Source organism: Rhizobium sp. RHZ01, assembly GCF_014851595.1.
Lineage (GTDB): Bacteria > Pseudomonadota > Alphaproteobacteria > Rhizobiales > Rhizobiaceae > Rhizobium > Rhizobium altiplani.
Window position 1 is genome coordinate 40,529 of sequence record NZ_JACUZZ010000025.1, and the last position, 22,726, is coordinate 63,254.

Below are 22,726 nucleotides of genomic sequence, written 5' to 3' on the forward strand. Positions count from 1 at the left end.
CGACTCCGGATTTCAACTGGACCGCTGCTGCGCCTTGCCGCATCCTCCCGAGCCTATCCGTGAGAGCGCTGGAGGAAGTGGCATGAAGCCGCGTTTTCTTGTTTTCGCAATCGCCTGCCTGATGGTCCTGGTTGCCGCGGAAGCCGCCGCCGCTCAGGAGGAACAGCGAAACGTCAGCCAGTGCCAGGCCATCGCCCAATCGATCCCGCAAGCGACCTTTGCCAGCTTCACAGGCCCGTCACCGATCATCGGTGCCGGCGCCACCGACCAATCGGTTGCGCTGACCTACATCGGGCACTCCACCTTCCTCATTGAAACGCCAGGCGGCGTAACGATCGCGACCGATTACAGCGGCTGGTACTCGCCGCCACAGGCGCCAATGGTCGTCACCATGAACCGCGCCCATTCCTCGCACTATACTCTGGTGACCGACCCGGCCATCAAATATGTACTGCATGGATGGAGCGACGTCCCGGGCGAAAAGGCCAAGATCAACCTCGTGGTCGGAGACACCTACATCCGCAACGTCACAACCGATATCAGGGGCGGCTTCGGCGCGCCGCAGCAAGATGGGAACTCGATCTTCATCTTCGAGGTTGCCGGTCTCTGCATCGGTCATCTCGGCCATCTGCATTACGAACTGACGGAGGCCCACTACACGGACATCGGCCGGCTGGATGTCGTGATGGTGCCGGTGGATGGTGGGCTGACGATGGGTTCCGACAGCATGAGCCGCGTCATCAAGCGCCTGCGCGCCTCGCTGATCCTGCCGATGCATCAGCCGCGCCCACTGCAAAGCTTCCTGTCGATGTTCGGACCCGATTTCGACATCAGCTACGCGCCGACGAACACGATCTCCGTCTCGCTGCGCGCCTTGCCGAAAAAGCCGCTGATCTATGTCGCGAAGGGCATGCAGTAAAAGACCCGGACTGCACCGGGCCTATTCTCCTCAGGCGAACTGCAAGTGCTGCCTGATGCCGACATCGGGCATCTTGTCATCGTCGAGGTTGGCCTTGGCGATCTCCCAGCCGAACTTCAGCTTATTGCCTGTCGAAACCCAGATCTCGGCGTCGTCGACATGCATGGCGAGCATCGTGAGCTTCGGATCCTTCTTGCCGTCGTCATACCAGGCGGCGACGAGCGAGTTCCAATACTCGTCTACCTTTGACTGGTCGGGCCGCACCTCGATCTTGCCGGCAAGGCAGGCATGGTAGTCGTGATCCTTGCCGACCACGCAGAAATGCGCCCGAGTCCCCGGCTTGATCGCACGTACGATCGCCGCATCGGATTTCGTATAGAACCAGATCGTGTTGGTCTTCGGATCGGCATTCGGCGCCATCGGCTGCATGTGCATGTCGGCCCCGTCCACGCCGAGCATACCGGCATGAATGTCGTTCACCTGGTCCCAGAGCTGGCGTGCCGGGTGTTCTCGCGCCTCGTTGAAACTAGCCATAGCACTTCCTTCCATTTCGAGGGTCCGTGGGTGAAACGTCAACTTCCTGGGGTTTGTTCCGCCATTCCGGATACACGGGCGACCGGCGCGACAGAGCCGTTTTCCCTTGAATGCGGCCAATTTCGCTCTTATAAGGCGGCCCATTCCTAACAATACGACGTGAACAGGGGTGCCATGGCTGGCCATTCACAGTTTAAAAACATCATGCATCGCAAGGGCCGTCAGGATGCCGTGCGATCGAAAATGTTCTCCAAGCTCGCACGTGAAATCACGGTTGCGGCCAAGGCCGGTCTGCCCGACCCTGCGATGAACGCCCGCCTGCGTCTGGCAATCCAGAACGCCAAGGCGCAGTCCATGCCGAAGGATAACATCGACCGCGCCATCAAGAAGGCTGCTGGCGCCGACGCCGAGAACTACGATGAAGTCCGTTACGAAGGTTACGGCCCGGGCGGCACGGCGATCATCGTCGAAGCCCTGACCGACAACCGCAACCGCACTGCCTCCAACGTCCGCTCGATCTTTACGAAGGCCGGCGGCGCACTTGGCGAAACGGGCTCGGTATCCTTCTCCTTCGACCACGTTGGCGAGATCACCTACAAGCTGTCCGCTGGCGATGCCGACAAGATGATGGAAGCGGCGATCGAAGCCGGCGCCGACGACGTCGAGACCGACGGAGAAGGCCACTACATCACCTGCGCCTTTGAGTCTCTTGGCGAAGTCGCCAAGGCCCTCGAGACCTCGCTCGGCGAAGCCGAAACCGTCAAGGCCGTCTGGCGCGCCCAGAACAACGTGCCCGTCGACGAAGAACGTGCCCAGTCGCTGCTGAAGCTGATCGACAGCCTGGAAGACGATGACGATGTCCAGAACGTCTACTCGAATTTCGAAGTCGACGAAGAGGTTCTGGCCAAGCTTTCGGCCTGAGACCTGCAAGGAAGCATCATGTTATCGCGCCGGCCGGATTGTTCCCGCCGGCGCTTTCGTTTCAAGGACGCTCTTCCTCGGGCGCCAAGCCGGCCTGCGCTATAAAATTCTTGCGGAATGCGGCAAGATCTTCGGCGCTGGCATCGGTTATCGCCCAGAACACCAGTCCGCCGCTCGACCATCGACTAATATTGTATCCCTCGCGTTCCGCGCTGCCCGGTGCCGTCGACGTACCCGGCCATATAAAGAGATTAATCACGTGTCCGCGGAGCCGATAGATCAGAGCCGCGACGACCCGTCCGCCAACGTAGTCGACCCTGCCCCCGATCAGGGGAAACCCCTGGGCCGCGAGATCGACGACTGGCGGAGAGAAGTCGATCTTGCCGTTGAACCAGGGCTTGACGGTGTGTCGATCCGAGGTCTGCACATCAGCCAGGTGATCGGCAAGCAGCGAGCGGACATGGCTGGCGACGATCTGATCTTGGATATCTATCCCACGCGGCAGATTGACGAACAGGAAGAGACTTGCGGCCAGCGCAGCAAGCGACGGCACAAGGCTCCATTGCCGGATGAACGCGAAGATCCGCGGCCAGATGCCGTTTTCGGCCGCAGCCGCCTTCTCCGGATCCACGGAGGCGGCAGTCGCGAGGGACAGGCTACTTAGGACCCGAGAACGCACTTCTTCCGGCGCGCGCCATTTGACCCCGTTTCCACCGATGACCTTCCGCATGGCAGTCACCCTTGCCAGCGCGGCGCTGCAGGAGGCGCAACCGGCAAGATGCGCCTCGAATTGCGCCGAATGGACCGAATCGAGCTCACCGTCGACGAAACCGTGCAGCATGTCGCTCCATTCGGGACAGGCTCTATGGCTTTCATCGCTCATGGCGCCACCCCGCTCTTTTCCAGGGCCAGCCAGGCTTTGCCGAACTCCTCCCGTGCCCGCGCGAGCCTGGACATGACGGTGCCGATCGGCGCGTCGATGATTTCGGCGATCTGCCGATAGGACAGGCTCTCGAGTTCCCGCAGCACCAGCACCTCCCGCATCGGGTCGGAAAGATCGCCGATGACCCGCCGTACGCGCTCGGACTCGCTCTTGCGGATCACGGACGCTTCCGGCGTGTCGTCGTCGGACGCGATCTGGCAAGTCGCGATATCCGCTTCACCGGTCGAGACGTCCTCGGCCATCGGCACTTCGAAATGCGCCTTCCGGCGGCCGTCGAGTAGCCAGGCGCGGTAGCAATTTCTGACGATCGAAAACATCCAGGCGCGCGGATCGCCGCCGCGATAGCCTTCGAAGCTCCGATAGGCGCGCAGGAAGGCTTCCTGGACGATATCTCCAGCAGCATCGGGATCGCGACTGAGGAAGCGGGCGAAATTGTAGGCGTCGTCCAGCTGCGGAAGGATGGCCTTCTGGAAGCGTTGCATCGTTTCGGCCGATGCGGCAGGCGTCCTCATCGTGGCCGCTTGCGGGTCGAGCAGCGGCCGCGTCATCGCCAACGACATGCCGATCATGGCGGAGAGGGCTTTCAGAAGGCGAGCCGCCATCCGCCCGGTACCGGCAATCGCCCGATCGGCACCTAATGGCGTGCGCTGGCATTCGAATGAAAGGAAATCCGCGATCTCAGCCTCTGTCATCGTCTTCCCCGGGTTCGGCCGACCGCATCGGATCGCCCTTATGCCTTCCGCAAGATAGATCGCCCTGACCGTCATTTTATTCCGTCCCGGCGCGATTTTTTTTCGAGGAAAGGCGTTCACGGGAAGGGTTCTGGATGCCGTCGCGAAAAATCTCTCATCGGTTTCATCGGCTTAGGAAGATTGCCCGGCATGCCGGGAATAACTGCCGGCCGGCCTCGATCTTGTCTGGCAGCGGCGGCACCCATTGTCGGGTTGCCGCTGCATCATAGCACCCGACAAGAGGAGACTTGCGATGTTCACCATGACACGCCGTACCGTTCTCGGCACCGCCGCCGCAGGCGCCGCCTTCGGCCTTGCCTCGAAACTGGAATTCGTTTCACCCGTCTTTGCCGAAACGCCCGACGAGCCGAGCGTCGGCTTCTACAGATATAGGGTCGGATCGGTCGAGGTCACCGCCATCTATGACGGTATCTGGCGAAAGCCGCACGACCCAGGCTTCATCAAGAACGCCTCAATCGAAGACACCAAGGAGGCGCTTGCCAAGGCCGGCCTGCCGACCGGTTTCATGCCGATCCCCCTCACCGTCGTCGTCCTCAAGATGGGCGACCGGCTGATCATGATGGATGCCGGATCGGGCGTCGGCCAGTGGCAGGCGAATGCGACACACCTACCCGCCAACATGGCGGCGGCGGGCATCGACTACAGGAAGATCAACACGGTCATGCTCTCACATTTCCATCCGGACCACGTCTGGGGCCTGATGGACAAGGGCACCAATGCGGCCGTCTTTCCCGATGCCGAACTGATCGTCAACGCAGCCGAGTATAGCTGGTGGACGGAGTCTGGCCGAGTCGAAAAGCTTGCGGAAAGCCGTAAGGCCGCCGGCCAGCGCATCGCCAATGTTTTCCCGAAATGGCAGAACTGGAAACTCGTCGAGGACGGCGCCGAGGTAGCGCCCGGCATCCGCATGATATCAGCGCCGGGACATACGCCCGGCCACTCCGTCTATCTCGTCGACGGCGGAAACGAACAGCTGATGGTGTCGGCCGACATCATGTACGTGCCCGCCTTGCTCGCCCCGCATCCGGAATGGCAGGGCGCCTACGACCAGGACGGGCCGATGGCGATCGAGACGCGCCGCAAGCTGATCGACCGCGTCATCGCAGACAAGATCGCGATCTGCGGCTCGCATTTTCCGTTCCCGGGCTCCGGCACCTTCGTCAAGGACGGCAACGTCTACGGCTTCACCCCCAAGATCCAGGCATGAGAAACTGAAGGAGAAACGATCATGAAGAGACATGTTCTGGCAGGCACGATCGCCTTGATCGCGGCAACCGCTGCCCTTCCCGCGATCCAAGCCGTTCCGGCCTTCGCCATCGACAATATCGAATCCACCAACGCGCCAGATTTGACGTCGGTGCGCGCCAAGATCGCTGCCGGGGATTATCAGGGGGCGCGGGACGAGCTTCGCGGCCTTGCCGAGGATACGCAGCAGGCAGACGTCTACAATCTGCTTGGCTTTACCCTGCGCAAGACCGGAGACTACCGGACCTCGCTGACCTATTACACCAAGGCGCTGGAGCTCGAGCCCGACCACAAGGCCGCCCGCGAATATCTGGGCGAACTCTACGTCGAGACCGGCGACATGGCCAAGGCGAACGACCAGCTCGCACGACTGACGACGCTTTGCCCGAACGGCTGCGAGGAGCGTGACGATCTTGCCAAGGCGATCGCTCAGAAGACGGTGCGGCAGACAGGCAACTGACATCCGGAACATCAGGCGAAGAGGAGCCTTAGGCCTGCGGGCCGGCCATGGAAGACATGACCGGCCTTTCGTTTTGGCCGTCCATTCACATCAGGCGATCGATCGGTCACACGTTCGTTACCCCCAGCCCGCCATTAAGGTCTCGGTAACCCTCGCCGACTTGAATGCGCCGCGTTCGCTCCAGCCGGTCTTTTCCAAGACCAGCGTCTCTCACACTTTCGGCGGGGAAAATGCCCATGAAAAGAATAGCTCTCGTACTCTCCTTCACTCTTGCCGGTGCAATTGCCGCCCATGCGCAGCCGACAATGGTCAAGCAGTTCGAGGACTGGGGCGTCTATTCCTACAGCAAGGGCGGCGAGAGGGTGTGCTATCTGCTGACAGTGCCGACAAGCAAGCAACCGGCAAGCGTCGATCATGGCAGCAATTACTTCGTGATCGGTCGGGCGCCGGGCGCCGGATATGAGCCGCAAGCGATCATGGGCTACGAACTGAAGCCCGGCTCCCGGGCCAAGATCGCAATCGGCGACAAGACGTTTACGATGTTCACCAGGGGCAAGTCCGCCTGGGTGCTTGAAGAATCGCGCGAGCATGACGTCATCAGCGCCATGCGCTCCGGTAGCGACATGACGGTCGAAGCGGTCTCCCAGCGCGGCACGGCGACCACCTATACTTATTCGCTGAACGGGGTGACCGCTGCCCTGAAGCGCATGGCATCCTGCAACTAGGCCATGGCACGCCGTCGATACCGTGCAGCACACCGGCTGGGCGTGCTGGCTGCCGGCTGCTTGCTCGGCATCGTGCTCTCCAGCCAAATGACATCCGCCGATGGCATCTCCGGCTGCATGCATCGCGCGCTGCTATCCAGCCACCGTACTGCGCTGATCGGCCCCTGGATGGCCTCGCCGGTGCCGATCCGCGCTACACCGCGCGCCTCGGCGAATGCCGTTGCAAAGCTCGCGGCGCGCGTCCGGGTCGCCGTCCGCTCATGTGATGGTACATGGTGCAATGTCGAGGTGACCGGCCATGACGTCGGCGGGTTCGTTCGCCAGTCCGCCCTATCGGGCGTCTATCCGAACGAGAAGATCATGTAGCCCTGCAACGGCCGACTCAGGGACCGGCCCCGCCGAGGAAGGCAAGCCGGGTGAAGATCGTGTAGTGCGACTCCGACGCCATCATCGCCACGAAGACGAGGACGAGCAGCGGCGGCAGCAATATCGCGTAGACGAGCGCCAGCCGTTCCCAGGCCATGTGCATGAAAATGGCAACGATCAGTCCGGCCTTTAGCATCATGAACACGATGATGAGCGTCCAGCGGGGATAGCCCTGGATACCGAGATAATCGACGAGATAGGAGAAGGTGCTGAGGACGAACAGCAATCCCCAGACGACGAGGTAGAGCCTGATCGGATGCTGTTGGCCGGAGTGTGCTTGTGCCTGTGCCATGGATGCGACCTCACCACAAATAGAAGAAGGCAAAGATGAAGACCCAGACGAGGTCGACGAAGTGCCAGTACAGGCCCATGATCTCGACGTTCTCATAGCTGCCCCTGCGGCTTGTGAAGAAGCCGCGCTGGCCCGTATCGAAGTCCCCGCGCCATACCTTGCGCGCGGTAACCAGCAGGAAGATTACGCCGAAGGTCACGTGCGTCCCGTGAAAACCGGTGATCATGAAGAAGGATGATCCGAACTGTGCCGCGCCCCACGGGTTTTCCCAGGGGCGCACGCCTTCGGTGATGAGCTTCGTCCATTCGAAAGCCTGCATTCCGACAAAGGTCGCGCCGAGCGCGGCGGTCAGAAGCAGCAAAGCGGCCGTTTTCCCGCGCTCGCGGCGATAACCGAAATTGACAGCCATGGCCATCGTGCCACTGCTGCTGATCAGGATGAAGGTCATGATCGCGATGAGGATCAGCGGGACCTCCTGGCCGCCGATATTGAGCGCGAAGACCTCGCTCGGATTAGGCCACGGAACCGGCGTCGACATCCGCGCGGTCATATAGGCCAGCAGGAAGCAGCCGAAGATAAAAGTATCGCTGAGGAGAAAGATCCACATCATGGCCTTGCCCCAGGAGACGTTCTTGAACGCCCGCTGGTCCGAGGCAAAGTCGGCCGCCACGCCGCGCAGGCCGGCGGGCGGCCCCATGGCGACGTCGTCGGTTTGCATTCGGGTCAGTTCGGCCATCTTCCACCCCTTAAGAAACGAGTTGGCGGCAGAGATCGACGAAGTCGTTTGCCCAGCCGGTAAAAAGCGCGAAGAGAAGCAGCCACACGACGAGCATGAAGTGCCAGTAGGTGGCGCAGAGCTCGACACCGAGGCGCAGCCTGGCGGAAGCGGCGGTGCCGCCTGCGAGCAAGCGCAATCTGGTTCGCGCAAGCACTGCCAGCCCACCGAGGATATGCAGGCCATGCAATCCCGTCAGCATGTAGAAGAAACTGTTTGCCGGGTTATCGGCAAGGACATATCCGGCCGCGACCAGCTGCAGCCAGGCGACGACCTGCCCGGCAAGAAAGAGCACTGCGGTCGCCAGCGCTATATCAAGCGCAAGCCGCAGGCCGTCACCGGCGCCCCGGCGCGCTTCAACCACCGCCCATTGCAGAGCCGCGCAACTGGCAATCAAGACAGCGCTATTCGCCCAAAGAAGCCGAGGAACGGGCATTGCCCACCAATCCGCACCGCTCATTCGCGAAAGATAAGCACTGGCCAACAGGGAAAAGAGCGCGCCGACCACCGCGAGGAAAATGCCGAGGCCGATCTTGGCGGTCGGGATCGGCGGCTTCGCCGGTCCCGCGATATCATCAAGCGTGCCGACCTCCATCCATGGCTTCGACATCATCCTCTGCCCGGACAGCCACCAGATGACGATTGCGGCTATTCCCGCGAGAAAGACAAGAACCACACTCATGTGTGCGCCCTCGACACTCCGGCCATAGGCGGCTGGTTCTGGGGTATGAAGTCTTCGGGAGCGCCGGGTACACTGTAGTCGTAGGCCCAGCGATAGACGATCGGAAGCTCCTTGCCCCAGTTGCCATGGGCGGGCGGCGTCTGAGGAGTCTGCCACTCGAGCGTCGTCGCTCGCCACGGATTGCCACCGGCCTCGCGACCGCGGAACAGACTCCAAATGATATTGAACAGGAACACCATCTGCGCCGCCCCGACGACAAGCGCCGCGACCGAAATGAACATGTTCAGGTCATGCACCGAAGGCGGAATGAAAACCGTGTCGCCAAGCTCGAAATAGCGCCTCGGCACGCCCACCAGGCCTACATAATGCATGGGGAAGAAGATCGCATAGGCGCCGATGAAGGTAACCCAGAAATGGATCCGACCGAGAACCTCGTCGAGCATCCGCCCGGTAATCTTCGGATACCAGTGATAGATTGCGCCGAAGACCACCATGATGGGCGCGACGCCCATCACCATGTGGAAATGCGCTACCACGAACATCGTATCGGACAGTGGCACGTCCACCACGACGTTGCCGAGGAACAGTCCGGTCAGCCCGCCATTGACGAAGGTCACGATGAAACCGATGGCAAACAGCATCGGCAGCGTCAGGTGGATATCACCCCGCCACAGCGTCAGCACCCAATTGTAGACCTTGATCGCGGTCGGCACGGCGATGATCAACGTTGTCGTGGCGAAGAAGAACCCGAAATTCGGGTTCATGCCGCTGACATACATGTGATGCGCCCATACGATGAAGCTCAGCGCCCCGATAATCACGATCGCCCAGACCATCATGCGGTAGCCGAAGATGTTCTTGCGCGCATGCGTGCTGATAAGATCGGAGACGATGCCGAATGCCGGAAGCGCGACGATGTAGACTTCCGGATGCCCAAAGAACCAGAAGAGGTGCTGGAACAGGATCGGGCTACCGCCATCGGATTTCAGCTGCTCTCCCATTTCGACAATCGCAGGCATGAAGAAGCTGGTGCCGAGCAGCCGGTCAAACAGCATCATGACGGCGGCGACGAACAGCGCCGGGAAAGCCAGCAACGCCATGACGGTTGCTGTGAAAATGCCCCATACTGTCAATGGCATCCGCATCAGCGTCATGCCGCGCGCCCGCCCTTGCAGCACGGTGACGACATAGTTCAAGCCACCCATCGTGAAGCCGATGATGAAGATGATGAGGGACGAGAGCATCAGGATGATACCCCAGTCGCGCCCGCCTGGCGTACCTGACGTCAGTGCCTGCGGCGGGTAAAGCGTCCAGCCGGCCCCCGTCGGTCCGCCAGGGGCGAAGAAGCCCGCAACAAGCACGATCACGGCCAGCAGATAAAGCCAGTAGCTCAGCATGTTCGCATAGGGGAACACCATATCGCGGGCGCCGACCATCAACGGAATCAGGTAATTGCCGAAGCCGCCGAGGAAAAGCGCGGTCAGGAGATAGATCACCATAATCATCCCGTGCATGGTGATGAACTGGTAATAATGATCCGCATCGATGAAGGAAAAATAGCCGGGAAAACCGAGCTGTAGGCGGATCAGCCACGACAGCACCAGCGCCACCAGACCGATCGAAAAGGCCGTCACCGAATACTGAATGGCAATGACCTTGGCATCCTGACTGAAGACGTATTTCGTCCACCAGCTCCTCGGATGATAGAGCTCAACATCCGCCACCTCGGCGGGTGGGATAACATCGCCGGCACTGGTTGGAATATCAACCATCGCATGCCTTCCTTCCTCCTCCCGTTACGGCCGCTCCCCCGGCCGCAACGCCGGCCTACTTGGCCGGTTCAACCGCTGCCATCAGCTGCGAAAACGTCTGCTGCTGCGCGAGCCACGCCTGGTAGGCGTCCGGCTCGTCGACGACGACAGTCCCTCGCATCTGCGGATGTCCGACGCCACAAAGCTCCGCGCACAGCACTTCGAAGGTGCCCGTCCGCGTCGGCGTGAACCAAAAATAGGTGACCGAACCGGGGATCATGTCCATCTTCGCCCGGAACTCGGGAACGTAGAAATCATGCAGCACATCGATCGAGCGCAGGTGTACGCGGACCGACTTGCCGATCGGCAAGTGCAGTTCGGCGCCTGAGATGATGATGTCGTCGAGGCCAGCCGGATCGTTCCTGATCACGCCGAGCGGATTGTCGGCGGTCACCGCTCGATTGTCTGCCCTGCCGAGCTTGCCATCGGCGCCCGGCAACCGGAAATTCCACAGCCACTGCTGCCCTACGACTTCGATTTCGCCAGCATCCGGCGGCACCGTCACGAACTGGTTCCAGACGACGAGACCAGGCGCCAGCATCGCTGCCACACCAAGGGCCGTGCTGCCGGCAAGCCACCATTCCAGACGCTTGTTCTCGGGCTCGTAGGCGGCCCGATTGCCCGGCCGATGGCGGAAACGAAAGATGCAGTAGGCCATGAAGGAGATCACCGCGACGAAGACGATGCCGGTGATCCAGAATGTAATGATGATGGTATTGTCGATGTAGTTCCAGTTCGAAGCGATCGGAGTCCACCACCACGGGCTGAGCAGGTGGAAAACCACCGACCCGATGACGATCAGACCGAGAACCAGCACGACAACCATGCGTTCCTCCCAATGCCCGGCCGGCTGTGGAAATTACCCGCAATCCGCTGGCACTTGCGTTAGGACTATCTCATAAACAAAACATCACGGCAATGGCGCGAAATGACGCCAACGAGCCGTCTGCCTCTACATCAATAAGCTGATTTCATTTCGAGAATTGCTTGAGATAAGCTAGCAGATTGGTGATATCGCCGTCGTCCTTCAGCCCGACGAACACCATCTTCGTACCCTTAACCTTCAACTTTGGGTCGTGAAGATAATCGCGCAGAGTCGCTTCGTCCCAGACCAACCCGGCTGTGCCCGCCGCCTTCATCGCCGCTGAATAGGCAAAATCCGGATGCGTCCCGGCTGTTCGGCCGAACAGGTGGTTCAGCGACGGCCCGACCTTGTTCTTGTCGGTGTCGGCAATATGACAGACCGCGCACTTCTTAAAGACCGTTTCCCCGGCCGCCACGTCGCCCTCTTGGGCGATTGCAGACGAGGCGGAAAGACAGATCAGTGAAATCAAAGCAGCAAGACCGTGGTAACGCATAGCAATCCTCATCCTCCAAAGGTTGCTCGAAACCGGCCGCGCGCGCGATTTGCGGCGTGCGCCGTCCATCACACTTGCGTCGCCACAACGCTGTGCAAACGACATGTGTGATCAAGCAAAGCTATGGTCCGGCTGCGTTAAGTCAATTCGCACAAATGGCTGTAGGCCACGAAGCGCCCGCGATGCGCGGCATTAGGCCGCAGCGCGAAGGAAGTTTCCAAGCCCGGCGAAAAGCTCGACCGATTTCAATCTCGCCTCGATATCGTGGATCGGCATGGAGATGATCACTTCATCCGCCTGCGTCTCGGCAAGGAATTCGGTGAGCTTTGCCTCCGCGGTCTTCGGCGACCCGACGACGGCATAGCGCAGCGTGTGCTCGACCGTCAGCTTCTCCATCGGGGACCAGAAGCTCCCCATATCGGCGACCGGCCGCGGAAACTGGCCACGCACATTGCGGCGCAGATTGACGAACTGCTGCTGGGCCGAGGTGAAATGGTATTGCGCCTCCTCATCCGTTGCGGCAACGGACCCCATGACACCAACCATGACATAGGGCTTGTCGAGCATGGCGGAAGGTGTGAAGCGGCTGCGATAGATGTCAATGGCATCAAGCAGCGAGTCCGGCGCAAAATGCGAGGCGAAGGCATAAGGCAGCCCCAACATCGCGGCGAGCTGCGCGCTGTAGAGGCTGGAACCCAGAAGCCAGATCGGAACGTTGGAATTCATGCCGGGAACCGCAAGGATCGCCTGGTTCTCGATCGGCGTGCCCAGCAACTGCTGCAATTCGACCACGTCGTTCGGAAAGCTCTGGGCCCCCGCATCGAGATTGCGCCGCAGGGCCTGGGCGGTCCGCATGTCGGTGCCGGGCGCACGCCCCAGGCCGAGATCGACGCGGCCCGGAAACAGCGCTTCCAGCGTTCCGAATTGCTCTGCAATGACAAGCGGCGAGTGGTTCGGCAGCATGATGCCGCCCGAGCCGATGCGGATCCGCTTGGTTGCCGCGCCGACGTGGCCGATCACGACCGCCGTAGCCGCGCTGGCAATACCCGGCATGCCGTGATGTTCCGCAAGCCAGAAGCGGTTGTACCCGAACCCTTCGGCCTTCTGCGCCATGCGCGCCGAACTCTCGAGCGACTGGCGGATCGTCCCGCCTTCTGGAACAGGAGAGAGATCGAGAATGGAGAAGGGAACCATGACGAAGCCTGTCGGTAATTGGAAGGACAGGTCTATGTAGGTGGCCGCTCGGCCCATTCCAAACGAGCGGGAAAGAAAAAGGGCCGGTCTCCCGGGCCGGTCTCCCGGCCCTCGTTCATCTGCCGATCACGGTTCAAGCCCGACGTCGCAGCAGGTGTACCTCGGCGCCCTGGTGATGTTCCGCCTGCGCCAGCGTGAAATTCGCCAGCTGCCGGTCCATTTCGACCGCTTCGGTCGCGAGCCGATGGATCGCAGCCGTCGTTTCCTCGACCATGGCGGCATTCTGCTGCGTCATCGCATCAAGCTCTGAGACCGCGGAGTTGATTTGACGCAGGGTGTCGGCTTCCTCGCGCGTCGTTTCCATGATCTCGCTGATCTGGCCGTTGATTGCCTCCACATGGCTGCCGATCCCCGTCAGCGCGTCGCCGGCACGCTCAACGAGCGACACGCCCATCTCCACTTCATGCGTGGACTTCTGCAAGAGGCTCGATATTTCCTTTGCGGCACTCGATGAACGCTGTGCCAGTTCGCGCACTTCCATGGCGACCACGGCGAAGCCCTTACCGGACTCGCCTGCCCGTGCAGCCTCGACGCCGGCATTGAGCGCCAGCAGGTTGGTCTGGAAGGCGATCGCATCGATAACGGCGATGATCGAATTGATCTGGCGCGACGACGCCTGGATCGCCTCCATCGCGGCAATTGTCTCGCGCATGATCTGGCTGGAGCCGGTCGTCTCCCGCTTGGCGTCGCGGGCGATGCGTTCGGCCTGCTCCGCACGCTCGATCTGAACGCGGACCGACTGGGTGATCGCATCGATCGCATTCGCGGTCTCGGTGATAGAGGCGGCCTGCCGCTCGGTCCGACCGGCAAGCTCATCGGCACCGGTGCGCATTTCCTCGGAACCCGAACGCACGGCCATGGAGTTGCCGCCGATCGCCGTCATCGTTTCGCTGAGGGTAGCCAGCGCCTCGTTGAAGTTGACCCGGAGGCCTTCGAGTTCGTTCGGGAAGCGGGTCTCGATCTGATGGGCAAGATCGCCGTTGGCAAGGTGATGCAGGCCCTCGTCGATCGCCTGGACGACTTCCTGCAGGGTCCGTGCTTCCGCCTCGCGCTCAGCCATGTGCTGCTGGCGATCCCGCTCCGCGCGAGCCCGCGTTTCGTTGCTGGCAGCTTCCAGGTCGCGGCTCTCGACAAGCGACTGCTTGAACCGCGCCAATGCCTTGGCCATCGTGCCGATTTCGTCGCCGCGGTTCTGGCTGCCGATCTCGACTTCGAGGTTGCCGTCGGCGACGTCACGCGTGACGTCCGCGAGCCGGGCAAGCGGCGAGAACAGCAGCTTGGTGATGGCCCAGGTTGCCACGGCCATGATGATCAGAACACCAAACGCAATCATCGTCAGGAGCGTGGCGATCTCCAGCGAGCCAGCATTGAGTTCGCTGATGCGGACGCTTTCCACGACGAGGAAGCGGGAGCCCTGATAATCGATGCCGCGAACATAGGCTCGTGCCGAGCCATCGGCGCGATCGAAGTCGTCGACCGTCATGCCCTTGGCCGACAGCGCGTCCTTCGCGAAGGTGAAAGGCGTGGTATCGAGCGTTGCCAGCTGGCCGGACGAGTTTACGCCGATCGCCGATCCGTCATCCGAGATGATAGCGGCTTGCGCCGTGCTACCGGACACGATGCCCTTGGCGAGAATGCTGGTGATGATGTTGTCGCGGACCTTGAAGAGCATCACGCCCTTCGCCGCGCCGAGCTTGACGATCGGCACGGCATAGAAGATTGCCGACTTGCCGTTCGCCGCGTCGACGCGAAGACCGGAAAAGCCGGTGGGGGCGGAATCGTCAGTCGCCTTTGCGGTGTTGGCGATCGCCTTGGCGAAGGCAAGGCCGGCGCCGGTCGCCTTCCATGCATCGGTCTTCAGGTTCTCCGCGAAATCGTCGTTCTTCTTGTAGGAGTAGAGGACGTTGCCATCGAGATCGGCGATCAGCAGGTCGCTGAAGGCGGTATTCTCCAGGTCGCGGGCCACTTCACCCTGCGTCGTTTCATGGTTGGAGTAGTAGAAGCCGCTTGGTGCCTGCGGCTTCACCAGTTTTTCGCGCTGGTCGGCCGGGTTCGGATTGTTGGTGATGAACACCTTCTTCAATTCGGCGCGCGCATCACCCGACGTCTTCTCGATTGTCTTCCAACCGCTCTTCAGGCTTGTAATCGACATCTGCAACGCTTCGATGCGCGCAATCGAGTTCGCCTGGTTTTCCAACTGCTCAAGCTGATCCTGCAGCATGTCGCCGCGGAAGATCAGGACGCTCTCCTTGGCCTTGAGTGCCTGCTCACCGGAAATGCGGCTGCTGGCGAAGTAAGCAAGCACGTTGATGACCGCAATCGACAGTGCGGTCAGCAGTATAAATGTCGCGATGACCTTGAAGGACAGGGATTTAAATCTCTGAACCATGAACGATGAACCCTTCCGGAACGGCTCATACCGGCAGAGCGTGGAACATCCTGCCGGCTGACCTGAAAACAGAAAACGGGAACCTTGCCTTCCTGAGAAGGGAGTTCCTCTGACATTTTGTGGATCAAAAGTCGGCTATGGAGCTTAAATTGCCGTAAACAGCGCGTGGCAAAAACAAGGAATGTTTTTGTTTTGTTCACATATCGATGGCAGTTATTTGGCGAGTGCAATAGGGTGAAGCATGCAAAATACGATTCGCATCATCGGCGTTGATCCGGGCCTGCGCCGCACGGGCTGGGGAATTATCGACACGCTCGGCAATTCCTTGCGCTTCGTCGCGTCCGGTACGGTCACCTCGGACGGCGACCTGGACCTGGCCTCGCGCCTTTGCCAGCTGCACGATGGCCTGGCGGAAGTCGTGCACAGCTATCAGCCTGACGAGGCTGCCGTCGAACAAACCTTCGTCAACAAGGACGCCGTTGCAACGCTGAAACTCGGGCAGGCACGCGGCATTGCCATGCTGGTCCCTGCCCGCGCCGGTTTGCCCGTCGCCGAATATGCGCCAAACGCTGTCAAGAAGGCGGTCATCGGTGTCGGCCACGGCGAGAAGCAGCAGATCCACATGATGCTGAAAATCCTGATGCCCAAGGTCGAATTCAAGGGCAACGACGCGGCTGATGCGCTGGCCATCGCCATCTGCCACGCTCATAACCGCGGCAGCAGCCGCATGCGGCAGGCGGCGCTTGCCGGCTAATCTTCACTGAAAACCCACCGAACGGACCATTTGCATGATCGGCAAGCTCAAAGGCACCATCGATGAAATCGGCGATGACTACGTCCTCGTCGATGTCCACGGCGTCTGCTACGTCGCCTTCTGCTCGGCACGCACGCTCTCCCGCCTCGGCTCGGTGGGCGAGGCCTGTGTGCTTTTCATCGAGACCTATGTTCGCGAAGACCAGCTGAAGCTCTTCGGCTTCATGACCGCGCTCGAGAGAGAGTGGTTCATTCTCCTGCAGAGCGTACAGGGCGTTGGTGCAAAGGTGGCTCTCGCCGTCCTTTCGACCCTGCCTCCAAGCGAACTGGCGAACGCCATCGCGCTGCAGGATCGCACGGCAGTCGCCCGCGCTCAGGGCGTTGGTCCCAAGGTTGCCGTGCGCATCGTCACCGAACTGAAGAACAAGGCGCCGGCCTTCGCCGGAGAAGCGTCGGCCACCATCGGCCTCAAGCAGGAGCTCGGTGAAGGTGTTGCCGCTGCCCCTGTCGCCGACGCGGTATCCGCGCTGACGAACCTCGGCTATTCCCGCGACCAGGCTGCCAATGCCGTTGCCGCCGCAATGAAGACCGCCGGTGAAGGCGCCGACAGCGCCAAGCTCATCCGCCTTGGGTTGAAGGAACTGGCTCGCTGATCCAATTGCCCGAGCGGGTGCCAAAAGCGTTCGGCTTGGTGTATTGGTCACGAGCGTTTGAAGATTGGGAAATGCCAGCATGAGTGAAGCCGCGCGCCTGATATCGGCCGAGAAACGAGGCGAAGACCTGGATGTGACGCTGCGGCCGCAGTCGCTGGACGAGTTCACCGGCCAGGCGGAAGCGCGCGCAAACCTGAAGGTGTTCATCGAGGCGGCGAAGAACCGTGGTGAGGCGCTGGATCACGTCCTTTTCGTTGGCCCGCCCGGCCTCGGCAAGACGACGCTCGCGCAGATCATGGCGAAGGAACTCGGCGTCAATTTCCGCTCGACGTCCGGTCCGGTTATTGCCAAGGCGGGCGATCTCGCCGCTCTACTGACCAATCTCGAAGAGCGCGACGTGCTCTTCATCGACGAAATTCACCGGCTCAACCCGGCCGTCGAGGAAATCCTCTACCCCGCGATGGAGGATTTCCAGCTCGACCTCATCATCGGCGAAGGACCAGCCGCGCGCTCTGTCAAGATCGACCTGTCGAAATTCACCCTCGTTGCAGCAACGACCCGCCTTGGCCTTTTGACCACGCCGCTTCGCGACCGTTTCGGCATTCCCGTCCGCCTGAGCTTCTATACCGTCGAGGAATTGGAGCTGATCGTTCGACGCGGCGCACGCCTGATGAACCTGCCCATGACCGACGAGGGTGCACGGGAAATCGCCCGGCGCGCTCGTGGAACGCCGCGTATTGCCGGTCGCCTGCTGCGGCGCGTGCGCGATTTCGCGGAAGTGGCGAAGGCTGAAGCCGTCACCCGCGAGATTGCCGATGAGGCGCTGACCCGGCTGCTCGTCGACAACATGGGCCTCGACCAGCTCGACAAGCGCTACCTCAACATGATCGCGGTCAATTTCGGCGGCGGCCCCGTCGGCATCGAAACCATCGCCGCAGGGCTTTCCGAACCACGCGACGCGATCGAGGACATCATCGAGCCCTACATGATTCAGCAGGGTTTCATTCAGCGCACCCCACGCGGCCGCGTCCTGACCGCGACGGCCTGGAAGCACCTCGGCATGCAGCCCCCAAAGGATCTGGAAGCGGCACAGTTTCGCTTGTTCCAGGAGGACGACTGACGCTTGCGGGTTGCCCGTCAAGAAACGGAGTTACCGATGCCGACTTTCGACCCATGCAGGACCACACGGAAGCTTGCCTATAACAATGCGCTTGCGAACCATCGCCTGCATGAAGCCTGCAGCAGGTTGAAGCCGGGAGAGTTCGAGGCGGCACGCGTAAGCTTCTTTCCGTCGATCAAGGCGACGCTCAACCATATTCTGACGGTCGACTGGTTTTACGTTGATGCGCTCGAAGGCGGCATGCTTGGGCCTACCGCCTGGGATGTCGAGGAGCCTTTCGACGACATCGCGGCGCTTGCCGCAGAGCAGGCCAAAGTCGATCGTCGGCTGGTCGCGCTTTGCGAGCCGGCAACGCCGGAAAAGCTGGCGTCGACGACCGAGATCCATCGTTCGGGGCGCATTCAGCGCGAGCGGATGGAAGACGTTTTGAACCACCTGTTCCAACACCAGACGCATCATCGCGGCCAGGTTCATGCGATGTTGGCAGGAACGAGCGTACATCCACCGCAGCTCGATGAATTCATCGTTGCCGATGATGGTCGCTTCCGGAGCGGCGATATCGCCGCTCTCGGCTGGAGTGAAGAGCAGTTGATGCGCTAGCCTGGGGCGGCGCGACGCAGCCTAGTCCTGAAGCCGCGCCTTCAGCCCATCGATGATCGTCTTGCTCAAGAGCTCATAGTTCTCATCGAAGTGGTGATCGCCGGCAAGGGCAATCACATCGGCACCGCTGTCCTTGAGATCAGGGCAGGCCACCTCGTCGTCATCTTCCTTTCCGTAGATGCACTGGACGATCTTGGGGTCGACCTTCTTCAGGTCATCAACCGGATCGCCGCCCGCACCTTCCGTCTTCTGGCCGAGCCAGCCCATGACGGAGATCTGGTAATCGACCTCATGCGACAGGGACAGGAGCGACATCTGCGCGACGGTTGCCTTGGCGGCCGGCTTCAGGCGCGTAAACGCGGCAGGCACGACATCGGCGCCGAAGGAATAGCCGATCAGCAGAACGTGCTTCACCTTCCACTGCTTGCGATAAAGCTCGATAATCTTGCCGAGATCATCCGCCGTCTGCTGCGGCTGGCGCTCCGACCAGAAGTAATGCAGCGAGTCGATGCCGACGACCGGCACACCCTGCTTCTGCAGCGCCGCACCAACCTCCTTGTCGATATCGCGCCACCCGCCATCACCGGAGTAGATGACCGCCATCGTGTCGAAAGCCGGCTTGGCATCGAGAATGGTGAGCGGGAGGCCGAGCGGATTGTCGGCACTGCCGGAGGCGTCGATCAGGTCCGAGAGCGTGTCGGCAAGCGTCGTCTGGGCATCGTCCCCGGAATCGCGGATATCGATGTCCGAGTGCTGCTTCTTGAGTTCTTCGACATGCGCACGGCCCTCCTTTTGTGCTGCCGCCGTAAACGAGGCGATGATCGGGTCCGGCAGCGATGTTTCGCTGAGCCCATAGATCATGCGGTCGCCGACCGTCTGCTTCTTCGCCGGCGTGCACAGTTCCTTGGTAAGCGGAATCCCGGCAACTGGATCGATCGCCAGCGTCTGGCCGATCGTCGCATCCGGGGTCTGCGCCGCGATCGCCAGCGCCAGCGCACCGCCCTCGCCGACGCCGGCAACGATCGGCAGATGGTATGCACTGTTGCCCGCCGCGCGCTGTACCTGCTGGCTCAGCGATTCAAGATCGGACACCATGTAGATGCAGCCGTCATTCTGGCTGACGTCGTAGTTTCTGAGCGCCTCCATATAGGCCACGAAATCGATGCCAATGACGACGGCTCCCTGCTCGACGAGACGGTTTGCCTCTGCCTTCTCATTATCGCCCCAGCCGGCGCCATCCGAGATCAGCACAACGGCGCCTTTCACGTCGCCTTCGGGCAGGAAAATATGCGGCGAAGGAATGAGCCCGGTCTCGAAGCTCTGTGTCGTCTCGGTCGCCGCCATTGCCGCCGGAACGGACAGCGACAGGGCGCAGACGGCTGCAAGAAGGTGTCTTTTCATCATTTCCTCACTACCCCTCTCAATCCGCCGCCGATCAGGAATGTTGCGTCCATCAGAGCGATCATCGGATTGCCTCCACCCGAAACCGCAAGATACCGCGGATGCCAGTGCGGATGGAACTTTGATTTGAAGGCCCTGAGGCCCTTGAAGTTATAAAACCGCTCGCCGTGTTCGAAGACGGTGCTGCCGACGCGGTCCCAGACCGGCGCCATCTCGCGCTTCGACATGCCCGAAAGCGGCGCCATGCCGAGATTGAAATGCGCAAACCCCTGGTCGCGCAGATATTCCATGATCTGGACAAAGAGGAAGTCCATCGACCCTTTCGGCGCATCCGGGGAGAACCGCATCAGGTCGATGGTCCCCTCGTCCTTCGCGGCGGTGATCAGGATGTTGGCGAAGGCCACGATCCTGCCTTCGCGCTTCAGGATGCCGACGGGTTGGGCAACGATATAGTCTGGATCGAACGCACCGAGCGAGAAACCCTTCTCCTTGGCATTGTGATCCTCGAGCCACGCATTCGAAACCGAGCCAAGCTCATCCATTGCGGCGGGAACGTCTTCCGGCGCGATAACCTCGAATTCAAGGCCGTCGCGTTGCGCGCGGCTCGCGGTTTGCCGCAGGTTTGCCCACTTGCCGCCCTTCATCTCGAAGGTTTTCAAATCGGCAACGGCAAGCTCGCCGAGCTTGAAGGCACGCAGCCCTGCATCGGCACAATGCGAAAGAAGCGCCGGAGAGATCTGGTAAAAGACTGCGCGGCAGCCGGCGGCGCGTGCGGACTCCACGAAACGCCAGACCAGCTCTGGAATGGCGCTGCGCTCCCCGATCGGATCGAAAAGAGCGATCCAGGAGCGCCCCTGCCTTCCATACATGATGAAAGCGTCGCCTTTCTCCGAGAACATGATGCTCTTGTCGCCCATGCGCACCAGATTGGCGTCGGCAAAGCGCTGCTTCTCGACGATACCGACCGCCCGCTGCAACGCGTCGGTGGAAGCAGGTTCCGGCTTGACCGTCGCCGGACGGAGCAGACTGAAGATCGCAATCGCCGAGGAAATGATCGTAAGGCCGAGCACGGCGCGCAGACCGCGCGGGGCCTCGCCGGCAAATTCGAACTGCCACCAGAGCTCGTTGCTGTATTCGACGTCACGATAGACGAAGAGCAGGATCACGATCGCACCGACGCAGATCACGGCAATCGCCGTCAGCCATGAGGCCGTCAGCGTCTGGTTGAGAAGGGACGCATGTCTGCGAAACAGCCGGCGGCTGACGAACAGGCCGAAGATCAGGAAACCGAGGAAACAGGCCTCGACCAGTGCAATCGCCTTCAGCAGCGACAAGGTCAACGCCGCCGCGGCCGACAGGATCGACACCCACCAGGCACCGTCGAGCTTCTGGCCGAGACCGCGTGCCGCAACGACCAGTGTCAGCCCGAGCAGGCTGGAGAGGAAATGCGCCCCCTCGACGAGCGGCAACGGCAGGTAGTTCGCAAGAAACTCGAGATTCTGGTCCGGCGTCGGCGTCACGCTCGAAAAGATCAACATGACGCCGAGGAGGAGCGATAGGGTCGAGAGCAACTGCGGCATCAGCCGGATGCCGATCCGTCGGATGCCTGACGCAACCGGGTGATCGGCAAACCGGCGAAGCTCGGTTGCCGAGACGGCCAGCACAGCGATCAGCAACGGCAGAACGTGATAGATCAGGCGGTAGAGAACCAGCGAACCAAGCACTGCGTCGATGTTCACTGCGCTGCCAAGCGAAGCGATGATAACGGTCTCGAACACACCGAGGCCGGCCGGTACATGGCTCAACACTCCAAGCCCAACCGCAATGGCATAGACAGCCAGGAATATCGGCCAGCTGATCGCGGCCTGTGGCAGCAAGACATAAAGGACGGTCGCCGAGGCGGCGATGTCGAAGGCGGTCACCAGGAACTGCCGCGACCATGTGCGCGAGTCCGGCAATCGGACCGAGACGGGACCGAGGTGGACTGCGCGCCCCTCGCGTCCCAGGAACATGATGACGCCGAGGCCGGCAATGACCATACCGGCCATCAGCCGCAGGGTCAGGCTGCCGACATTGATCAGAGGCGCGATTTCATCGGCGATGATCAGGAGCGAGATAGCGGCAACGCCCGCAAGCCCGAGGCCGAACGACAGCGTCACGAATGCGATGACCCGGCCAATCTCCTCAGGCGTCAGGCCGAGGCGCGAATAGGCGCGATAGCGGATTGCACCGCCGCTCAGCGCCCCGAAGCCCGCCGTATTGCCGACCGCATAGGCGCTGAAGGCGGTCAGCGCCACCTGCGGAAATGGCAGCTTGCGGCCAACATATTCAATGGCATTGACGTCATAGAAAACGAGGGCAAGAAAGCTCATGCCGGTGAACAGCAGGGCCAGAAAAATCGAGCTGACCTTGGTGTCGGCCAGCGCCTGAACGACGTCGTCATATCGCACTTCGTTCGTCAGTTGCACGATTGCGAAGCCGACGAGACAGAACAGCGCGAGCGTCGCCAGTGCTGTCAGGTGCGCACGGTAGCGCCTGAAGAATCCACGTACCGAAGATTCGTCGGCGTCTTCGATTTCTTCTAACTTGCCGTGTCCCGACATCTCGTACCGCCGCAATATTCCAGTTTGGTGGGAATCATGTCCGAAACACGTAACATGCGCGGCACGCAAGCTCTATGAGTGCGCAGCCTGCCCGACCCTGAACCGCCGAT

General features: G+C 61.1%; 23 protein-coding genes. 10 read left to right on the forward strand and 13 right to left on the reverse strand.

The annotated features are described in order from the left end of the window. Window positions 1-82 precede the first annotated feature (82 nt). On the forward strand, window positions 83-919 hold the full coding sequence (locus IB248_RS23005) for an MBL fold metallo-hydrolase (RefSeq protein ID WP_192241693.1): 837 nt from the start codon (window positions 83-85) through the stop codon (window positions 917-919). Between the two features lie 30 nt (window positions 920-949). Here IB248_RS23005 and IB248_RS23010 read toward each other — a convergent pair whose 3' ends face one another. Next, window positions 950-1,453 carry a pyridoxamine 5'-phosphate oxidase family protein gene (locus IB248_RS23010; protein ID WP_018858835.1) on the reverse strand — a complete coding sequence of 168 codons (504 nt, stop codon included), beginning with the start codon at window positions 1,451-1,453 and terminating at the stop codon, window positions 950-952. A 174-nt stretch (window positions 1,454-1,627) separates the two neighbouring features. Between IB248_RS23010 and IB248_RS23015 the strand changes: the two genes are divergently transcribed. Beyond that, window positions 1,628-2,374 (forward strand): YebC/PmpR family DNA-binding transcriptional regulator, encoded by a 747-nt coding sequence (locus IB248_RS23015; protein ID WP_018858836.1) that lies wholly within the window; start codon window positions 1,628-1,630, stop codon window positions 2,372-2,374. Window positions 2,375-2,435: 61 nt separating this feature from the next. On the opposite strand, the gene IB248_RS23020 is transcribed toward IB248_RS23015, so the two are convergent. Both IB248_RS23020 and IB248_RS23025 read right to left on the reverse strand, forming a co-directional pair. Continuing rightward, a complete protein-coding gene (locus IB248_RS23020) occupies window positions 2,436-3,257 on the reverse strand; it encodes an anti-sigma factor (protein ID WP_018858837.1) in 822 nt (273 codons plus the stop codon). Beyond that, on the reverse strand, window positions 3,254-4,009 hold the full coding sequence (locus IB248_RS23025; protein ID WP_113472030.1) for a sigma-70 family RNA polymerase sigma factor: 756 nt from the start codon (window positions 4,007-4,009) through the stop codon (window positions 3,254-3,256). The genes IB248_RS23020 and IB248_RS23025 overlap by 4 nt, the downstream gene beginning before the upstream one ends. A 292-nt stretch (window positions 4,010-4,301) precedes the next feature. Between IB248_RS23025 and IB248_RS23030 the strand changes: the two genes are divergently transcribed. From IB248_RS23030 to IB248_RS23045, 4 genes are all read left to right on the forward strand, one after another. Then, window positions 4,302-5,276 (forward strand): MBL fold metallo-hydrolase, encoded by a 975-nt coding sequence (locus IB248_RS23030; RefSeq protein ID WP_018858839.1) that lies wholly within the window; start codon window positions 4,302-4,304, stop codon window positions 5,274-5,276. A gap of 21 nt (window positions 5,277-5,297) precedes the next feature. Beyond that, a complete protein-coding gene (locus IB248_RS23035; protein WP_018858840.1) occupies window positions 5,298-5,774 on the forward strand; it encodes a tetratricopeptide repeat protein in 477 nt (158 codons plus the stop codon). 236 nt (window positions 5,775-6,010) lie between these two features. Beyond that, window positions 6,011-6,499, forward strand: a complete 489-nt coding sequence (locus IB248_RS23040; RefSeq protein ID WP_018858842.1) for an invasion associated locus B family protein — start codon at window positions 6,011-6,013, stop codon at window positions 6,497-6,499. 3 nt (window positions 6,500-6,502) lie between these two features. Continuing rightward, a complete protein-coding gene (locus IB248_RS23045; protein ID WP_018858843.1) occupies window positions 6,503-6,865 on the forward strand; it encodes an SH3 domain-containing protein in 363 nt (120 codons plus the stop codon). A 16-nt stretch (window positions 6,866-6,881) separates the two neighbouring features. On the opposite strand, the gene IB248_RS23050 is transcribed toward IB248_RS23045, so the two are convergent. The 8 genes from IB248_RS23050 to IB248_RS23085 form a co-directional block, all read right to left on the reverse strand. After that, window positions 6,882-7,217 (reverse strand): cytochrome C oxidase subunit IV family protein, encoded by a 336-nt coding sequence (locus IB248_RS23050; RefSeq protein WP_018858844.1) that lies wholly within the window; start codon window positions 7,215-7,217, stop codon window positions 6,882-6,884. A gap of 10 nt (window positions 7,218-7,227) precedes the next feature. Next, window positions 7,228-7,953, reverse strand: coding sequence for a heme-copper oxidase subunit III family protein (locus IB248_RS23055; protein ID WP_018858845.1), 726 nt, complete (start codon window positions 7,951-7,953; stop codon window positions 7,228-7,230). A gap of 10 nt (window positions 7,954-7,963) precedes the next feature. Next, window positions 7,964-8,674 carry a cytochrome c oxidase subunit 3 gene (locus IB248_RS23060; RefSeq protein ID WP_018858846.1) on the reverse strand — a complete coding sequence of 237 codons (711 nt, stop codon included), beginning with the start codon at window positions 8,672-8,674 and terminating at the stop codon, window positions 7,964-7,966. Beyond that, complete coding sequence (gene ctaD, locus IB248_RS23065) at window positions 8,671-10,446, reverse strand: cytochrome c oxidase subunit I (protein WP_018858847.1); 1,776 nt, start codon at window positions 10,444-10,446, stop codon at window positions 8,671-8,673. Before ctaD ends, IB248_RS23060 begins: the two co-directional genes overlap by 4 nt. A gap of 55 nt (window positions 10,447-10,501) precedes the next feature. Then, window positions 10,502-11,311 carry a cytochrome c oxidase subunit II gene (locus IB248_RS23070; protein WP_018858848.1) on the reverse strand — a complete coding sequence of 270 codons (810 nt, stop codon included), beginning with the start codon at window positions 11,309-11,311 and terminating at the stop codon, window positions 10,502-10,504. Window positions 11,312-11,456: 145 nt separating this feature from the next. Next, window positions 11,457-11,843 carry a cytochrome c family protein gene (locus IB248_RS23075; RefSeq protein ID WP_026372005.1) on the reverse strand — a complete coding sequence of 129 codons (387 nt, stop codon included), beginning with the start codon at window positions 11,841-11,843 and terminating at the stop codon, window positions 11,457-11,459. Between the two features lie 192 nt (window positions 11,844-12,035). Next, a complete protein-coding gene (locus IB248_RS23080) occupies window positions 12,036-13,037 on the reverse strand; it encodes an LLM class flavin-dependent oxidoreductase (RefSeq protein WP_026372006.1) in 1,002 nt (333 codons plus the stop codon). A gap of 133 nt (window positions 13,038-13,170) precedes the next feature. Beyond that, entirely contained in the window at window positions 13,171-15,486 is a 2,316-nt protein-coding gene (locus tag IB248_RS23085; protein WP_192241694.1) for a methyl-accepting chemotaxis protein, read from the reverse strand. 241 nt (window positions 15,487-15,727) lie between these two features. On the opposite strand from IB248_RS23085, the gene ruvC reads away from it, so the two are divergent. From ruvC to IB248_RS23105, 4 genes are all read left to right on the forward strand, one after another. Then, window positions 15,728-16,240, forward strand: coding sequence for a crossover junction endodeoxyribonuclease RuvC (gene ruvC, locus IB248_RS23090; protein ID WP_018858852.1), 513 nt, complete (start codon window positions 15,728-15,730; stop codon window positions 16,238-16,240). A 34-nt stretch (window positions 16,241-16,274) separates the two neighbouring features. Beyond that, window positions 16,275-16,892, forward strand: a complete 618-nt coding sequence (gene ruvA, locus IB248_RS23095) for a Holliday junction branch migration protein RuvA (RefSeq protein WP_018858853.1) — start codon at window positions 16,275-16,277, stop codon at window positions 16,890-16,892. Between the two features lie 79 nt (window positions 16,893-16,971). After that, window positions 16,972-18,012 (forward strand): Holliday junction branch migration DNA helicase RuvB, encoded by a 1,041-nt coding sequence (gene ruvB, locus IB248_RS23100; RefSeq protein ID WP_007527359.1) that lies wholly within the window; start codon window positions 16,972-16,974, stop codon window positions 18,010-18,012. 36 nt (window positions 18,013-18,048) lie between these two features. Next, window positions 18,049-18,612: a DinB family protein gene (locus tag IB248_RS23105; RefSeq protein WP_192241695.1), complete on the forward strand. Its 564-nt coding sequence runs from the start codon at window positions 18,049-18,051 to the stop codon at window positions 18,610-18,612. Between the two features lie 21 nt (window positions 18,613-18,633). Here the strand turns inward: IB248_RS23105 and IB248_RS23110 are convergent, their stop codons facing one another. After that, entirely contained in the window at window positions 18,634-20,016 is a 1,383-nt protein-coding gene (locus IB248_RS23110) for an AcvB/VirJ family lysyl-phosphatidylglycerol hydrolase (protein WP_025660890.1), read from the reverse strand. Then, window positions 20,013-22,616 carry a bifunctional lysylphosphatidylglycerol flippase/synthetase MprF gene (gene mprF, locus IB248_RS23115; RefSeq protein WP_192241696.1) on the reverse strand — a complete coding sequence of 868 codons (2,604 nt, stop codon included), beginning with the start codon at window positions 22,614-22,616 and terminating at the stop codon, window positions 20,013-20,015. The genes IB248_RS23110 and mprF overlap by 4 nt, the downstream gene beginning before the upstream one ends. Between the last annotated feature and the right edge of the window lie 110 nt (window positions 22,617-22,726).

Excerpts from the sequence above, each read along its gene's own strand:
- IB248_RS23005 (WP_192241693.1), top strand. The coding sequence starts at position 83 with ATGAAGCCGCGTTTTCTTGTTTTCGCAATCGCCTGCCTGATGGTCCTG.
- IB248_RS23010 (WP_018858835.1), bottom strand. The coding sequence starts at position 1,453 with ATGGCTAGTTTCAACGAGGCGCGAGAACACCCGGCACGCCAGCTCTGG.
- IB248_RS23015 (WP_018858836.1), top strand. The coding sequence starts at position 1,628 with ATGGCTGGCCATTCACAGTTTAAAAACATCATGCATCGCAAGGGCCGT.
- IB248_RS23020 (WP_018858837.1), bottom strand. The coding sequence starts at position 3,257 with ATGAGCGATGAAAGCCATAGAGCCTGTCCCGAATGGAGCGACATGCTG.
- IB248_RS23025 (WP_113472030.1), bottom strand. The coding sequence starts at position 4,009 with ATGACAGAGGCTGAGATCGCGGATTTCCTTTCATTCGAATGCCAGCGC.
- IB248_RS23030 (WP_018858839.1), top strand. The coding sequence starts at position 4,302 with ATGTTCACCATGACACGCCGTACCGTTCTCGGCACCGCCGCCGCAGGC.
- IB248_RS23035 (WP_018858840.1), top strand. The coding sequence starts at position 5,298 with ATGAAGAGACATGTTCTGGCAGGCACGATCGCCTTGATCGCGGCAACC.
- IB248_RS23040 (WP_018858842.1), top strand. The coding sequence starts at position 6,011 with ATGAAAAGAATAGCTCTCGTACTCTCCTTCACTCTTGCCGGTGCAATT.
- IB248_RS23045 (WP_018858843.1), top strand. The coding sequence starts at position 6,503 with ATGGCACGCCGTCGATACCGTGCAGCACACCGGCTGGGCGTGCTGGCT.
- IB248_RS23050 (WP_018858844.1), bottom strand. The coding sequence starts at position 7,217 with ATGGCACAGGCACAAGCACACTCCGGCCAACAGCATCCGATCAGGCTC.
- IB248_RS23055 (WP_018858845.1), bottom strand. The coding sequence starts at position 7,953 with ATGGCCGAACTGACCCGAATGCAAACCGACGACGTCGCCATGGGGCCG.
- IB248_RS23060 (WP_018858846.1), bottom strand. The coding sequence starts at position 8,674 with ATGAGTGTGGTTCTTGTCTTTCTCGCGGGAATAGCCGCAATCGTCATC.
- ctaD (WP_018858847.1), bottom strand. The coding sequence starts at position 10,446 with ATGGTTGATATTCCAACCAGTGCCGGCGATGTTATCCCACCCGCCGAG.
- IB248_RS23070 (WP_018858848.1), bottom strand. The coding sequence starts at position 11,311 with ATGGTTGTCGTGCTGGTTCTCGGTCTGATCGTCATCGGGTCGGTGGTT.
- IB248_RS23075 (WP_026372005.1), bottom strand. The coding sequence starts at position 11,843 with ATGCGTTACCACGGTCTTGCTGCTTTGATTTCACTGATCTGTCTTTCC.
- IB248_RS23080 (WP_026372006.1), bottom strand. The coding sequence starts at position 13,037 with ATGGTTCCCTTCTCCATTCTCGATCTCTCTCCTGTTCCAGAAGGCGGG.
- IB248_RS23085 (WP_192241694.1), bottom strand. The coding sequence starts at position 15,486 with ATGGTTCAGAGATTTAAATCCCTGTCCTTCAAGGTCATCGCGACATTT.
- ruvC (WP_018858852.1), top strand. The coding sequence starts at position 15,728 with ATGCAAAATACGATTCGCATCATCGGCGTTGATCCGGGCCTGCGCCGC.
- ruvA (WP_018858853.1), top strand. The coding sequence starts at position 16,275 with ATGATCGGCAAGCTCAAAGGCACCATCGATGAAATCGGCGATGACTAC.
- ruvB (WP_007527359.1), top strand. The coding sequence starts at position 16,972 with ATGAGTGAAGCCGCGCGCCTGATATCGGCCGAGAAACGAGGCGAAGAC.
- IB248_RS23105 (WP_192241695.1), top strand. The coding sequence starts at position 18,049 with ATGCCGACTTTCGACCCATGCAGGACCACACGGAAGCTTGCCTATAAC.
- IB248_RS23110 (WP_025660890.1), bottom strand. The coding sequence starts at position 20,016 with ATGATGAAAAGACACCTTCTTGCAGCCGTCTGCGCCCTGTCGCTGTCC.
- mprF (WP_192241696.1), bottom strand. The coding sequence starts at position 22,616 with ATGTCGGGACACGGCAAGTTAGAAGAAATCGAAGACGCCGACGAATCT.